The organism is Ensifer sp. Root31, from assembly GCF_001424825.1.
In the GTDB taxonomy this organism is placed as follows: Bacteria; Pseudomonadota; Alphaproteobacteria; order Rhizobiales; family Rhizobiaceae; genus Ensifer; species Ensifer canadensis.
Map to the genome: position 1 here is coordinate 161,554 of NZ_LMCO01000067.1, position 14,005 is coordinate 175,558.

Consider the following 14,005-nt stretch of genomic DNA (forward strand, 5'->3'; position numbering starts at 1 on the left):
CATGGTCCTATGATCGCCAGAGGACCGATAAAGCCAACGCCGAGAGATAGAGCCCGAAGCCGAATGCCGCATGTGCGAGCAGGCTGCGCAGGCGGGCAATGTTGGGGCTCGGCGTTTTCGAGGCCGCGATGCCCGCGCCCATACCCGGCTGCATCAGGAAGAACGGTGCGACCACGGTCGCGAGGCCGACAATGAGTGCCGGGACAAGCGTCGGCCGCTCCGCCCAGTCAGTCCCCCAGATCAGCAACAGAAGTCCGGCGAAGACTACGCCGATCGCATAATGTGCAGTCCAGCCGATCAGCCGCTCGCTACGGACGGGTGCCGCTGCTGCGATACGCTGGTGCAGGAAGCGGCCCTGCGGAAAATGTCCGATCCAGCGGCCCACCATGCCGTAGTCCAGGGAAGGTATGCCGAGCAAACGTTTCACCGCCACCGCCCAGAGATCCATGACCGCAGTCGCACCGATCCCGATCAGGATGGCCTGCAACACCAGATCCTTTTCCATATTCGTATCCTCTCACATCATCTTCATGGCCGCTGCATCGACAGATCGCGCACATGCGGGCGTTCGATCTGTCATCTGACAAGTCAAAGCATCATTCAATTGAGTAATTGAATGAGTCATGGAGAAATGCTAGGCTTCTGTCAATGACCGACCTTCAACTCCATATCTTCGAGGAATTTGCCGAGCTTGCCCGCACGCTTGCGAGCCCCCAGCGCCTGCTCCTGCTCGAGCATATCGCCCAGGGCGAGCGCTCGGTGGAGCGTCTTGCTGAGCTCGCCGGCCTGAGCATCGCCAACGCGTCGCAGCATCTGCAGCAGTTGCGCCGCGCCGGTTTTGTCGAGACCCGGCGGGATGGCAAGCGCGTGCTTTATCGGCTGGGTGCCGGCCCGGTGATCGGCCTGCTCTCGGCCCTGCGTCAATATGCCGAGCACAATCGCGCTCAGATCCGCGAACTCGTCGCCGATCGCCTCGACCGACCGGACCGCCTCGAGGCGATTTCGCGCGAAGAGTTGCTGCTGCGGATGCGGGGAGGGGACGTCACGCTGCTGGATGTGCGGCCGCAGGACGAATTTTTGTCGGGTCATCTTCCCGGTGCGATCAATATTCCGATTGCGGAACTCGAACGACGCCTTGCCGAACTGCCTGAAGGAGGCGAGATCGTCGCCTATTGCCGCGGGCCTTACTGCGCCTTGTCGTTTGACGCGGTGAGGGTTCTGCAAGGCAACGGCTTTACCGTCCGCCGGCTTGAGAGCGGGTTCCCGGATTGGAAAGCAGCCGGCCTTGCTGTGGAAAGCCGGGACCTCAGCTAGACGACAAGTCTGACGCAACAGGCATTGTCTTGTGCCGCTTGCCTTTTTCCGCGTTCTGACGTTTTTTGTCGGCAGTTACGCCGTCGCCGGTTTTGGCCAGCGGCAGCCAAGATGTGCATCGTCCTTCCCGGAAGGACCAGACGGGGCCACGGAAACAAAGATGGTATCGGAAGCGCCGCCGTTCTGGTGGACAAAGGCGGATTGGCGTGCGCGGGCTTTGTGGCCGTTTTCCTGGATCTATGGACGTATCGCCGGCCTGCGCATGGACCGCGCTCGCCGAGCGTCCGTTCCGGTCCCGATCATCTGCATCGGCAATTTCACGGTCGGCGGCGCCGGCAAGACGCCGACGGCGATCGCGCTTGCGCGCGCCGTCAGGGCCAAAGGCCTGAAGCCGGGTTTCCTCAGCCGCGGCTATGGCGGTTCGCTTGATGTGACGACGATCGTCGAGCCTGAACACCACAGGGCACGCGATGTTGGCGACGAGCCGTTGTTGCTGGCGCGCGAGGCGCTGACGGTTGTGTGCCGTCGCCGCGTCGATGGTGCCCGCCGGCTGGTGGCCGAAGGCGTCGATATCATCATCATGGACGATGGTTTCCAGAGCGCGCGGCTGGCCTTCGATTTTGCGCTGCTCGTCATCGATTCCCGCCGCGGCATCGGCAACGGTTACCTCGTGCCGTCAGGCCCGGTGCGCGCGCCGATTTCCAATCAGTTGCGCCATGCGACCGCGCTGTTGAAGATCGGCAACGGCGCCGAGGCGGATGCCTTGATCCGTCGCGCCGCCCGGGCCGGCAAGCAGGTCTACCAGGCGGAGGTCGTGCGGCTCGACGACGGCTCGCTGAACGGCGTGAGAGTGTTGGCCTGGGCCGGTATCGCCGACCCGGAAAAATTCTATCGCACCGTACGGGAAACCGGCGCCGTCATCGAGGAAACCCGCAGCTTCCCCGACCATCATCATTTCTCAGAGGACGAGATATCGGACCTTCTCGACCGGGCCGCAGCACTCGGCTGCACGCTCGTGACCACGGCCAAGGACATGGTTCGCCTGGAGCCCGGCCACGGCCGGGCAGCGGAACTGGCTCGGGCAAGCCGGGTGATCGAAATCGACGTGCACTTCGACGATCCGTCGGCACCGGCAAAGATCGTGACAACCGCGCTGTCGGCCGCGCGCACCCGCAAGCTGCGGGAAGCGGAACAGAAGTAAGGCTGGATTTGGCCGTTAGAGCGTTTTTGTCGCCAGCGGAGCCATGGGAAGGCCCTCCTGACGGAAAACGTTAGCGGCGCTGGTTCGGCAGGGCGCCTGCGCGCTTTTCCGCTTCGAGCGAGGCTTCCGCGTCGACATAGGGCTGCTGACGGGCAACGCTCCAGTAGCGCAGTTCGTCCACGGGAATGGTCTTGCCCGTCATCGCGCAGATGACATGCGAGCCAGCAAGGACGATCTGAAAGTCGCCGTCGAGATAACGGACCTTCGCTTCGCGCGAGGCGCTTCCTTCAAACCGGTTCATCATTTTCTGGGCCTGTTCCGTCTTCGTGGTCTGCTGTCTGATCTAGCCCGACGCCCGGTAAAATGCCAGTGCATTTCGCCGCGCCGGACCGCTCCCGGCATCAGCTCCTGCCGAACAGTCGCTCGATGTCGGAGAGCTTCAGCTCGATATAGGTCGGCCGGCCGTGATTGCATTGGCCAGAGCCCGGCGTTGCTTCCATCTGGCGCAACAGTGCGTTCATTTCCTCAGTCCGCATGCGGCGGCCGGAGCGGACGGATCCATGGCAGGCCATGGTCGCGGCGAGATATTCAAGCCGGCTGGCGAGCCCGTTGGCCGTGTCCCATTCGGCAATCTCGTCGGCGAGCTGGCGCACGAGGCCGGCGGCATCCATCTCGCCCAGCATGGCCGGCGTTTCCCGCACTGCGATGGCGCCAGGTCCGAAGCGCTCGATGCCGAGGCCGAGGCGACCCAGTTCTTCCGCATGCGTCATCAGCCGGTCGCAATCGTCTTCGGAAAGATCGACGATTTCCGGGATCAGCAGCGCCTGGGCGGCGACAGGCTTCGAATGCAGCGCCGTTCGCATGGTTTCGAAGACGAGACGTTCGTGGGCGGCGTGCTGGTCGACGATGACAAGGCCGTCCTGCGTCTGCGCGACGATATAGTTTTCGTGAAGCTGGGCGCGCACGGCGCCGAGTGGAAACGATTGCGGCGCCAGCGCGTCCGCAACGGTCCGGTCAGGCTCTGCCAAAGGCGACGCCGTGCGGGCCGAGGGTGCGGAGAAGGCAGAAAAGCTTGCCTGCGGCGTCTCGGACAGGCCGCGCACGATGGTCTCGAAATGCGTCGGCCGGTAGGGCGAGGTTTCCGCGCTCCAGGGCTGACGCGGCCGGAACTGCTCGGCGCGGAACGCCTGCATCATTCCGCTCGCTCCGGTCGTCGATGCCCGGTCACCCTCGCGGGCCAGGGCCTCGCGGATGGCACCGATGATCAACCCGCGGATGAGGCCCGGATCGCGGAAGCGAACATCCGATTTCGCCGGATGCACGTTGACGTCGACGAGTGCCGGGTCGAGCGCGATCGACAGCACCGCCACGGGATAGCGGCCATGCGGGATCGTTTCGGAATAGGCTGCCCGAATGGCGGAAAGCAGTTGCTTGTCCTGAACCGGACGGCCGTTGACGAAAACATATTGCTGCAGCGAGTTGCCGCGGTTGTAGGTCGGCACCCCGGCAAAGCCGGTCAGCTGAATGTCCTCGCGCTCGGCATCGATCTCGATGGCGTTGTCGCGGAAATCCTTGCCGAGCACCTGCGCCATGCGGGCGAGCCGGTCGTCGCCCGTCGCCGGAAACTCCAGCGTCGTCCGGTCAGATCCCGACAGCACGAAACGCACCTTCGGAAAGGCGATCGCCATGCGACGCACCACATCCGAGATCGCCGAGGCCTCGGCCTTTTCCGACTTCATGAATTTGAGCCGGGCGGGGGTCGCAAAGAACAGGTCGCGGACTTCGACGACCGTGCCGGTATTGGCGGGCGACGGGCGGACGGGGTCCGTCCTGCCGCCGGCAATGGAAATGACGGCACCCTCGCTAGCGCCTGCCGTTCGAGTGGTGATCGAAAGCCGGGAGACCGATCCGATCGACGGCAGAGCCTCGCCGCGAAAGCCGAGTGTGCGGATATCGAACAGGTTGTCGTCGAGCTTCGACGTGCAGTGCCGCCTGACCGCCAGCTCCAGATCGGCCGGCTGCATGCCCGCGCCGTTGTCGGTGACGCGCAGCAACGTCTTGCCGCCACCGGCGGTGGCGATTTCGATCCGGGTCGCACCGGCATCGAGCGCGTTTTCGATCAGTTCCTTGGCGGCACTGGCCGGGCGTTCGATGACTTCGCCGGCGGCGATCTGATTGATGAGGGTCTCGGAGAGCTGCTTGATGGCCATGCTCTATTTTCCCGGATTCGGCGACGGAACGGAAGTGGAAATACAGCTCTGTCCCCGCCTCGTGCCTTCTATTATTGGGCTTTGGTTGTGCAACCCATTGGTGCACCAAAAAATGAGACGGAGATTTAATTGCCCCTTAATATTCTGCTGCGATTTTCCACAACAACCTGAATGATCACGGGTTTTGTCTTTGGAGCACCGCGGCGTTGCTGGACGTCGTGTCACCCCCGCTCGAAGAGACGCCTTCCAAGGCCATCCCAGCATGTCCCGAAATGAAACCGCCGCAGGGGGCGAGTGAGGACAGCGCAATGAACGATGGGGCGCCGAACGGCGCGGACATCAACAGGATCATTCTTGAGTCGAGCTGCGATGCGCTCGGCTCAGCGATGGTTGTCTGCGGCCGGGACGACACCATCCTCTTTGCCAGCCGCACCATGCTGCAGTACTTCCCCGTTCCCTCCGAGATGCTGTTGCCGGGAACGCGATTGCGCGATTTCCTCGGCGCCGTCTACGACACCGGAGTTCGCCCCGGCACAGTTCCCGAAAACAGCCGTCGTCGGACGAACCGCGAAGACTGGATTGCCGAGCATATGGCGCTGCACTGGCGCGAGCGCTACGAGAATGTCGAGCGCGCCGGCCGCACGCGCTGGGTTTCCATGCGCAAGCGTCGTCTTTCCAACGGTATCGGCATCCTTTCGATCACCGATGTCTCCGACCAGAGGAAGCGTGACGAGCAGTTGCAGACGGACCTCGAGCGGGTCGAACTGACCGAAGAGATCCTGGATGTCCAGCCCAATCCGATCTGCGTCAAGGATCGCAACCTCAACTACATCGCGGTCAACAAGGCGTTCTGCCTAATTCACGATCTCTCGCAGGACGCGATCCTCGGTCGTTCGGCCTGGGATCTGGTCGACAGCGAACTTGCCGAACGTTTCGAGCACTCCGATCGGCGCGTGCTTGAAACCGGCAAGCCGCATTCGGAAGCGGAACATATTGTCCGCGCTGATGGCAGCGACCTCTGGGTTCTCACCCGCAAGTATCGCGTTGGCATGCCAGGCCGCCATTTCGTCGTGACCTGCATGAGCGACGTGACGGATATCGCCGGCTGGTACAATGGCTCCGAGGATGGTTCCGCTCCCTCCGGCGGTCTCCAGATCAACGACTACAGCATTTTTGCGCCGGCCCAGAATTTCTACGATCCGTTCCGCGCGCTGAACGTACAGCAACTGGTCGAGGCGGGCTCGATGATCGAGACCCTTCCGGCGCGCGGTTTGCGCGTTCTGCTTGCCTCTGCCGATCGGCTGACGGAAGATCGGCTGGTTGCGCGTCTGCGCGGCTCGGGCCTTGAAGCCTGTGCGGTGCGCAACCTCGATGAGTTGACCGCCTTCGGCATGGCCGCCGAAAGCGCCGGCGTGAAGCTCGACATTCTGCTGCTGGATGGTGCTTTTCCGGATGGGCAGCATATTCCGGGGGCCTGGCGCAATTGCCCGGTCGTTACCGTCGAATCCGATCAGGATGCTGCCGCTGTTCTGACCGAGGTTTTCCGTGTTTGTGCCGAGCGCCCGCAGGCCTCGCCGCTCCTACAATCGGACTGGTCGATCTCGTTTGAGGACGAGGGCACAGCGTCCGTGCCGGTTTCACAGGTCGACGTCCTCGTTGCCGAAGACAACCAGATCAACCAGTTCGTCTTCACGCAGATCCTGGAAGGGCTCGGCGTCTCCCATCGCATTGCTGCCAACGGTCGCGAGGCCGTCGAACTCTGGCATGAGCTTCAGCCGGCACTGGTCCTCATGGATGTGTCCATGCCTGTCATGAACGGCTTCGATGCGACCGTTGCCATTCGAACAGCGGAAAAGGCGAGAAACGACAGAACGCCAATCATCGCCGTGACCGCTCAGGCCCTCGATATCGATCTGGAGCAGTGCAAGAGGTCGGGCATGGATGATCACATCATGAAGCCGGTTAGCCCCGACATGATCGAGGCCGTGCTGCGAAAATTCATGCCGGTAATGGCCATGCGAACGGCAGGTTGAACGGAATTCGTGTCAACTCGCTAGAATTGGGGATGTCGATGGCAGATCTTGGAGCGAGGCGATATCGGATTGTTAACCCCCGATTGCGATCTTCTGCACCGTATTGCCAAAAAGTGTAGAGCCCCTCCGGAATGCATCGCAGCCCCACAGCCGTCAACGTCGGAACTTCGCCGGAAGCGCACCGCCGCTTCGCGGACCGGCTTGCCTTGTCGGCCGACCGGCACGGACGGGCGGGTTCTTTTGAGATCCAGGGGCTTGGCCGATGATGTCGGGCGAAACTCCCTATCATCGCATCGGCAGGGAGGCTCCGGCTATCGGCGGCTCGGTCGATCTGTTGACCGGGCTCGGCAACGCGCGCCAACTCCGCAAGACCGTTTGCGATCTGGCTGAAGAGCGCGCCAGCGATCCCGCTCCCTTTACCATCGGTCTTGCCAATATCGATGGGTTCAAACCGATCAACGATCTGTTCGGCCCGCGAGCCGGCGACGAGATCCTCTGCCAGGTTGCCCATCGGCTGCAAGCCTGTGCACCTGAAGGCGCGACAATCATTCGCTCCGAGAACGACGAATTCGCTTTCGTCCTGCCGCTCGTCTTCGAGCGCAAGGGTGCGGAGAAAGTCGGGCAGATGTTGAAAGAGGTGCTGTCGGCGCCCTTCGATCTCGGCGATCGCAACGTCCGCCTTTCCGCTTCGTTCGGCTTTGCCGTCTATCCTTTTGCCGGCGAGGTCTTTGAAGACCTGCTGAAGAGCGCCGATACGGCGCTTTATCGTTCCAAGCGCCGCGGCCGCGGCCAGATCACCGTCTATTCCCAGGAAATCGCCCAAGAGATGAAGCGCGCGACGCAGCTCGAACAGGCGCTGCGCAACGCGATCATCGCCAACGAGGTCGACGTGCACTTCCAGCCGATCGTCGATCTGCGCAACGACGCGGTCGTCGGTTTCGAAGCCCTGGCCAGATGGTGCGACGCCGACCTCGGCTATGTCTCTCCAGCCGTGTTCGTACCTTTGGCAGAAGAGCGCGGCTTCATCGAATCGCTGGCCGAGACGCTGTTGCGCAAGGCCGCCCATGCGGCACTCGCCTGGCCGAAGGAGCTGTTCCTGTCGTTCAACCTGTCGTCGGCACAGTTGATGGACCCGGCGACCAGCACGCGTCTCCTGACGATCATCAACCAGATCGGTCTCGACCCGCGACGGTTGGAACTGGAGATCACCGAGACGGCCGTCATGGCTGACGCGGAGACTGCCCAGAAGATCGTGACTGAGCTTCGGGCAGCCGGCGTGCGCGTCTCGCTCGACGATTTCGGCACGGGTCAGTCGAGCCTTGGGCGCCTTCGCGACTTCTCCTTCGACAAGGTCAAGATCGACCGTGCCTTCGTGTCGCGGATTTCCGCCGACCGGGCCTCCGAGCATATCATCAAGGCGATCGTGTCGATGTGCGAAGGCCTGGAACTTGAGGTCGTCGCCGAAGGCATCGAGGATTTTTCCGAAGCGTTGAAGCTGAAGGCGCTCGGCTGCGGCATGGGCCAGGGCTACTTCTACGGCAAGCCGGCCGACGCTGTCGCGACGATGCGCTACCTCTCGGACCGCTATCGCGGCGTTGCAGCTCAGCTTTAGACCCTGCCGCAATAGTGGGTTTCAGTCCTTGGCGCTCTCGGCCCGGTTTCGCGTACCTTCCGCCAGCAGCCAATCCCTGACCCGTCGCGCCTGACTGTTCAGCTCGCGTGAGCGCGGCCAGACGACGTAAAACGCCAGTCCGGTCTTCAGCACGTGACCGCAGACCGGCACCAGTGCACCGGAGCGAACCTGCGGATCGGTCAGGTGCTCCCAGCCAAGCGCCACCCCTTCGCCTGATAGCACCGCCTGGATCACCAGGACATAGTCGTTGATGGCGAGACGACGCGCCTGAGGCGGGTAGGGAAGGCCGGCGCTGGCGAACCATTCGGTCCAGTCGCAGGCGCGCCGGACCGGTTCTTCCAGATGAATGAGGTTGTGGCGCAGCAAATCGGCAGGTTTGCTTGGCAGTCCATGCTGCTCGATATAGGCGGGCGTCGCCACCGCATTGACGACTTCCTCGGCCAGAAGTGCTGCATGGTAGCGCGGCCAATGGCTCGGATCGCCGCCGCGGATGCCGAGCGGGATGGGCTCCTCGTCGAGGTCGAGATCGCGCACGCTCGTCTGGATCCTCAGATCGATCTCCGGCAGATCCTCGCGCATGCGGTTGAGGCGCGGCAGCATCCACATCGAGGCAAAAGCGGTCGATGCCGCAAGCGTCACATTAGTCTCGCGCCCCTTGGAGCGAATGTCTTCCGCCGACTTCTGGATCCGTGACAGACCGACGGATACGTCGGCGTGGAATTTCTCACCAGCCTCCGTCAATTCGACGGCGCGATGCACGCGGTGGAAGAGCGGTACACCCAGCTGCTCTTCCAGCCCGCGAATGGCGTAGGAGACGGCCGCCTGCGTCATGCCGAGCTCGTTGGCGGCTCGGGTGAAATTCTGATGACGGCCGGCAGCCTCGAACACGATGAGGCTGGTTGCAGACGGGAGCAGGCGGCGTAGATTTTCCATAACTTAGGCTTATCGCATGGCTCAATTTTTTCCAGCGTTACAACGTGATTTTTCGTCAATACCATCACCTCAAATGATGGGAGGACGGCGATGGAAATGGTGGCTGTGGAAGCGGGCGAAGCACCGAGACGGACACGAGGATCAAGGCCGCAACGCGGCGGTGTCAGCGCCAAGAGCCTTGGCGTCCCCTACATCGTCCGCAATATTCCGACCTACGATATCCTGAGCGAAGAAAACCTGCTCCGAATCGAGAAGGTCGCCGACCGTATTCTTGCCGAAGTCGGCATCGAGTTTCGCGATGACCCGGCATCCCTTGATCATTGGAAACGCGCTGGCGCCAAGCTGGACGGCGTGCGGGTGACGTTCGAGCCCGGCATGCTGAAGGAGATCGTGCGCTCGGCGCCGCGCCAGTTTACCCAGCATGCCCGCAACCCCGTCCGCAGCGTCGAAATCGGCGGCAACAATGTCGTGTTCTCGCCAGCCTACGGCTCTCCTTTCGTCACCGATCTCGACAACGGCCGGCGTTACGGCACGATCGAAGACTTCCGCAATCTGATAAAGCTGGCGCAGTCGAGCCCCTGGCTGCACCATTCCGGCGGCACCATCTGTGAGCCGGTCGATGTTCCGGTGAACAAGCGCCATCTCGACATGGTCTATTGCCACATCAAATATTCCGACCGAGCCTTCATGGGCTCGATCACCGCCGAGGATCGCGCCGAAGACTCGATCGAGATGGCGCGCATTGTCTTCGGGCACGATTTCGTCGACGCCAACTGCGTCATTCTTGGCAACGTCAACGTCAATTCACCGCTCGTCTGGGACGGAACGATGACGAAGTCATTGCGCGCCTATGCGCGGGCAAACCAGGCGGCTGTCATCGTGCCCTTCATTCTCGGCGGCGCCATGGGTCCGGTCACCAATGCCGGAGCGATCGCGCAATCCTATGCCGAGACGCTGGCCGGCTGCGCCTTGACCCAGCTGGAGCGCAAGGGCGCGCCTGTTATCTTCGGCAACTTCCTGTCGTCCATGTCGCTGCGTTCGGGGTCGCCGACCTTCGGCACGCCGGAGCCGGCGATCGGCAGCATGGTGATCGGCCAACTGGCACGGCGCCTCGGCCTGCCGCTGCGCTGCGCCGGCAATTTTTCCAATTCCAAGCTGCCAGACGCGCAAGCGATGCAGGAGGGCGTCATGTCGATGCTGTCGGCGGTGCATTGCGGCGCCAATTTCATCCTGCACTCGGCCGGCTTCGTCGATGGGCTGCTCGCGATGTCCTACGAAAAGTTCGTCATGGACACGGATTTCTGCGGCGCGCTGCATTCCTACCTCGCCGGCGTTGTCGTCGATGACAACACGCTGGCCATGGACGCCTTTCTGCAGGTTGGGCCAGGCAGCCATTTCCTCGGATGCGATCACACCATGCGCAATTACCAGACCGCCTTCTGGGATTCGGCCCTGTCCGACAACGAGCCTTTTGAAAAATGGACAGAGGAGGGCGGAACCGACATGGCGGCGCGCGCCAACAGGAGTTGGAAGAAGACGCTGGCCGAATACGAAGCGCCGCCGCTGGACGTGGTGATCGACGACGCTTTGACGGACTATGTTTCTCGCCGCAAGAACGGCATGGCGGACGCCTGGTACTGAGCCGACGCCGAGCCTTCTTTGAGAATGCGCATAACAAGAATGATGCCGTGCCACCGGTCCAGCTCAGCGGACAGGCGGTGCTCAAGGGAACAGAAATGACGCTGCCGAAAGACCCACTGCTCCAGCCTTACCGCCTCAAGCATCTGACGCTCAAGAACCGGATCATGTCGACGTCCCATGAGCCGGCCTATTCCGAAGACGGCATGCCGAAGGATCGCTACCGCCTCTATCATCTTGAGAAGGCCAAGGGCGGCATGGCGCTGACCATGACGGCGGGTTCCGCCATCGTTTCGGAGGATTCTCCGCCTGCCTTCGGCAATCTCCACGCCTATTCCGACGAGATCGTGCCCTGGCTGAAGAAGATCGCCGACGACTGTCATGAGCACGACACCGCGGTGATGATCCAGCTCACCCATCTCGGCCGCCGCACCGGCTGGAACAAGGGCGACTGGCTGCCGGTTCTCTCAGCCTCGCCGGTGCGCGAGGCCGCGCATCGGTCGTTTCCAAAGGAGATCGAAGACTGGGATATCGAGCGCATCGTCGGCGACTATGCGACAGCCGCCGCCCGCATGCAGGCCGCCGGCCTTGATGGTATAGAGCTTGAGGCCTACGGCCATCTGATGGACGGCTTCTGGTCGCCTGCCACCAACCAGCGCGACGACGACTTCGGCGGCTCGCTCGACAACCGCCTGCGCTTTACCCACATGGTGCTCGACGCCATCCGCAAGTCCGTCGGGCCGGATTTCATCGTCGGCATGCGCATGGTGGCAGACGAGGATTGGGAGAAGGGGCTTTCGAAGGAAGAAGGCATCGAGATCGCCCGCCGCCTGGCAAACTCCGGCAAGGTCGATTTCCTCAACATCATCCGCGGACACATCGACCATGATGCGCCGTTGACCAAGGTCATCCCGATCCAGGGCATGGCCGCCTCGCCGCATCTCGATTTTGCCGGCGAAATCAGGGCGGCGACCAAATTTCCGGTTTTCCATGCGGCCCGCATCGCCGATGTCGCCACCGCACGCCACGCGATAGCCGAGGGCAAACTCGACATGGTCGGCATGACCCGTGCCCATATCGCCGACCCGCATATCGTCCGGAAAATCGAAGAGGGCCGGGAAGCCCAGATACGCCCCTGCGTCGGCGCGACCTACTGTCTCGATCGTATCTACGAGGGTGGCGGCGCACTCTGCATTCACAATGCGGCGACTGGGCGCGAGGCGATCGTGCCACACGTCATCTCCAGAAGCGAAGGGCCGAAGCGAAAGGCCGTCGTCGTCGGTGCCGGTCCGGCCGGCCTTGAGGCGGCGCGTGTGCTTGCCGAGCGCGGCCATGTGGTCGAGATCATCGAGGCTACCGGCGAGGCGGGCGGGCAGATTCTGCTTGCCCAGCGCAATCCGCGGCGCAAGGAACTGATCGGCATCGTCGACTGGCGGCTGTCGGAGCTGGAGAGGCTTGGCGTGCCGATCCACTACAACGTCTTTGCCGGCGTCGACGATGTTCTGGAGCGGTCGCCCGATCTTGTCGTCGTTGCTACCGGCGGCATCGCCCAAAACCCGGCTCTGGAGGCGGGGGACGAACTGGTTGTCTCAAGCTGGGATATCATCGCCGGTGCGGTGAAGCCGGAGGGACCCGTGCTGCTCTATGACGACAACGGCGCCCATAGCGGCATGACTGCGGCCGAATTGATTGCGCGCGCTGGCGTCGAGCTCGAGATCATCTCGCCCGAGCGCATGTTCGCGCCCGAAGTCGGCGGCATGAACCATGTGCCTTACGCCAGGGCGTTTGCAGATCACAATGTGCGTGTGACGATCAACACCCGCCTCCGGTCGGTTCGGCGGGAAGGCAATGGGCTGGTGGCGACGCTCGGTTCCGATTTTTCTGACACGGCATCGAGCGAACGCCGGGTGGCGCAGGTGGTGGTCGAGCACGGCACCGTGCCGATGGACGATCTCTACCGCGAATTGAAGCCGATTTCTCGCAATCTGGGCGCCGTCGACTACAAGGCGCTGCTTCGCGGCGAAAACCCGATCCCACTGCGCAACCCGGGCGCCGGCTTCGACATGTTCCGCATCGGCGATGCCGTCGCCAGCCGCAACATCCATGCCGGCATCTATGATGCGCTGCGCTACGGCGTGCTTTTCTGAACAAAACGAGCGGCGGTGAAAGCACCGCCGCTCCATCTTCTGGTCGTCTAACGATCCAGCTTACTGCTGGGTACCCTCAGCCGGTGCCGGCTGCATCGGGGTAGCCGGTGCCGTTCCGGTGGTCGAGGAGGTCGTCGACGTGTCAACCGGCTGGTTGGCGAGCTGTTCGGCGACCTGCTGCGCCTTGGTCTTGAACTCGGGAGCCGCCTTCAAGGTTTCGGCGGTTTCCGTCGTCGTCAGCTTCAAGGCATCCGTATTGGCCTGTTCGGAGATCTGAATGCGATCGAACGGGACCGCAACGTTCTTCTCACCGAGGCCCAGGAAGCCGCCGACACCGATCACAGCAGCTACAACGCCGCCATCCTTCTTGATGATCAGGTCGTTAATCTCACCGACATTTTCGTCGCCGGCATTATAGACGGTCTGGCCGACATAGGTGCTGGTCGCGATCTGGTCACTGGCCTGTTCGGTCAGGTACGTTCCGTCAGACTGGGCCGTGACAGCCGGTGCTTCGGTGGTTGCCGGCGGTGTCGTCTGCGCCTGGTCTGCAGGTGCTTCGGCACCCGGAGCCGGCTGAATTTCCATCGTCTGCGGCTCGGCCGGCTTAGGCTGGGTGGCGTCCTGAGCGAAGGTCATCGGCGCGAACGCAACACTCGCGATAAGCGCACCGGCCGCAACGGAAGATACAAGTTTCTTGGTCATCTCAAACTGCCTTTCCTTGACGTTGTCGATCAAGGCGCGGTCCTGATCGTCGCCAGGTTTCCACCGCACCGGTGATACCAAAGCAACGCCTGGCGGCAGAAACGGTTCCAGAAAAATTCGACTGATCGCGCCGGAATTCTGGCAGTCATGCGCCAAACTTCTATGGTCGCAGATCAATATCGCCGGTGGTCGTC

At 62.5% G+C, this 14,005-nt stretch carries 11 protein-coding genes; 6 read left to right on the top strand and 5 right to left on the bottom strand.

The genetic code is table 11. The features are described from left to right. Window positions 1-7 precede the first annotated feature (7 nt). Entirely contained in the window at window positions 8-505 is a 498-nt protein-coding gene (locus ASD00_RS37685) for a DUF2938 domain-containing protein (protein ID WP_025426073.1), read from the bottom strand. Window positions 506-648: 143 nt separating this feature from the next. On the opposite strand from ASD00_RS37685, the gene ASD00_RS37690 reads away from it, so the two are divergent. Both ASD00_RS37690 and lpxK read left to right on the top strand, forming a co-directional pair. Further along, complete coding sequence (locus ASD00_RS37690; protein ID WP_038575925.1) at window positions 649-1,314, top strand: metalloregulator ArsR/SmtB family transcription factor; 666 nt, start codon at window positions 649-651, stop codon at window positions 1,312-1,314. Between the two features lie 160 nt (window positions 1,315-1,474). Continuing rightward, entirely contained in the window at window positions 1,475-2,515 is a 1,041-nt protein-coding gene (lpxK, locus tag ASD00_RS37695) for a tetraacyldisaccharide 4'-kinase (RefSeq protein ID WP_025426075.1), read from the top strand. A 70-nt stretch (window positions 2,516-2,585) separates the two neighbouring features. On the opposite strand, the gene ASD00_RS37700 is transcribed toward lpxK, so the two are convergent. Both ASD00_RS37700 and mutL read right to left on the bottom strand, forming a co-directional pair. Beyond that, window positions 2,586-2,819 carry a DUF2093 domain-containing protein gene (locus ASD00_RS37700; protein ID WP_025426076.1) on the bottom strand — a complete coding sequence of 78 codons (234 nt, stop codon included), beginning with the start codon at window positions 2,817-2,819 and terminating at the stop codon, window positions 2,586-2,588. Between the two features lie 97 nt (window positions 2,820-2,916). Then, complete coding sequence (gene mutL / locus ASD00_RS37705) at window positions 2,917-4,725, bottom strand: DNA mismatch repair endonuclease MutL (RefSeq protein ID WP_025426077.1); 1,809 nt, start codon at window positions 4,723-4,725, stop codon at window positions 2,917-2,919. Window positions 4,726-5,033: 308 nt separating this feature from the next. Between mutL and ASD00_RS37710 the strand changes: the two genes are divergently transcribed. Both ASD00_RS37710 and ASD00_RS37715 read left to right on the top strand, forming a co-directional pair. Beyond that, window positions 5,034-6,758 (top strand): response regulator, encoded by a 1,725-nt coding sequence (locus ASD00_RS37710; protein WP_025426078.1) that lies wholly within the window; start codon window positions 5,034-5,036, stop codon window positions 6,756-6,758. A 265-nt stretch (window positions 6,759-7,023) separates the two neighbouring features. Then, complete coding sequence (locus tag ASD00_RS37715; protein WP_225906253.1) at window positions 7,024-8,370, top strand: EAL domain-containing protein; 1,347 nt, start codon at window positions 7,024-7,026, stop codon at window positions 8,368-8,370. Window positions 8,371-8,391: 21 nt separating this feature from the next. Here ASD00_RS37715 and ASD00_RS37720 read toward each other — a convergent pair whose 3' ends face one another. Continuing rightward, window positions 8,392-9,324 (bottom strand): LysR substrate-binding domain-containing protein, encoded by a 933-nt coding sequence (locus ASD00_RS37720; protein WP_025426080.1) that lies wholly within the window; start codon window positions 9,322-9,324, stop codon window positions 8,392-8,394. 90 nt (window positions 9,325-9,414) lie between these two features. Between ASD00_RS37720 and ASD00_RS37725 the strand changes: the two genes are divergently transcribed. Beyond that, the gene (locus ASD00_RS37725) at window positions 9,415-10,965 is read left to right on the top strand and encodes a trimethylamine methyltransferase family protein (protein ID WP_025426081.1); all 1,551 of its coding nucleotides are present in this window, start codon (window positions 9,415-9,417) and stop codon (window positions 10,963-10,965) included. A gap of 95 nt (window positions 10,966-11,060) precedes the next feature. Continuing rightward, complete coding sequence (locus ASD00_RS37730; RefSeq protein WP_025426082.1) at window positions 11,061-13,109, top strand: NADH:flavin oxidoreductase; 2,049 nt, start codon at window positions 11,061-11,063, stop codon at window positions 13,107-13,109. A gap of 60 nt (window positions 13,110-13,169) precedes the next feature. Here ASD00_RS37730 and ASD00_RS37735 read toward each other — a convergent pair whose 3' ends face one another. Next, window positions 13,170-13,811 carry a PRC-barrel domain-containing protein gene (locus ASD00_RS37735; RefSeq protein ID WP_025426083.1) on the bottom strand — a complete coding sequence of 214 codons (642 nt, stop codon included), beginning with the start codon at window positions 13,809-13,811 and terminating at the stop codon, window positions 13,170-13,172. Between the last annotated feature and the right edge of the window lie 194 nt (window positions 13,812-14,005).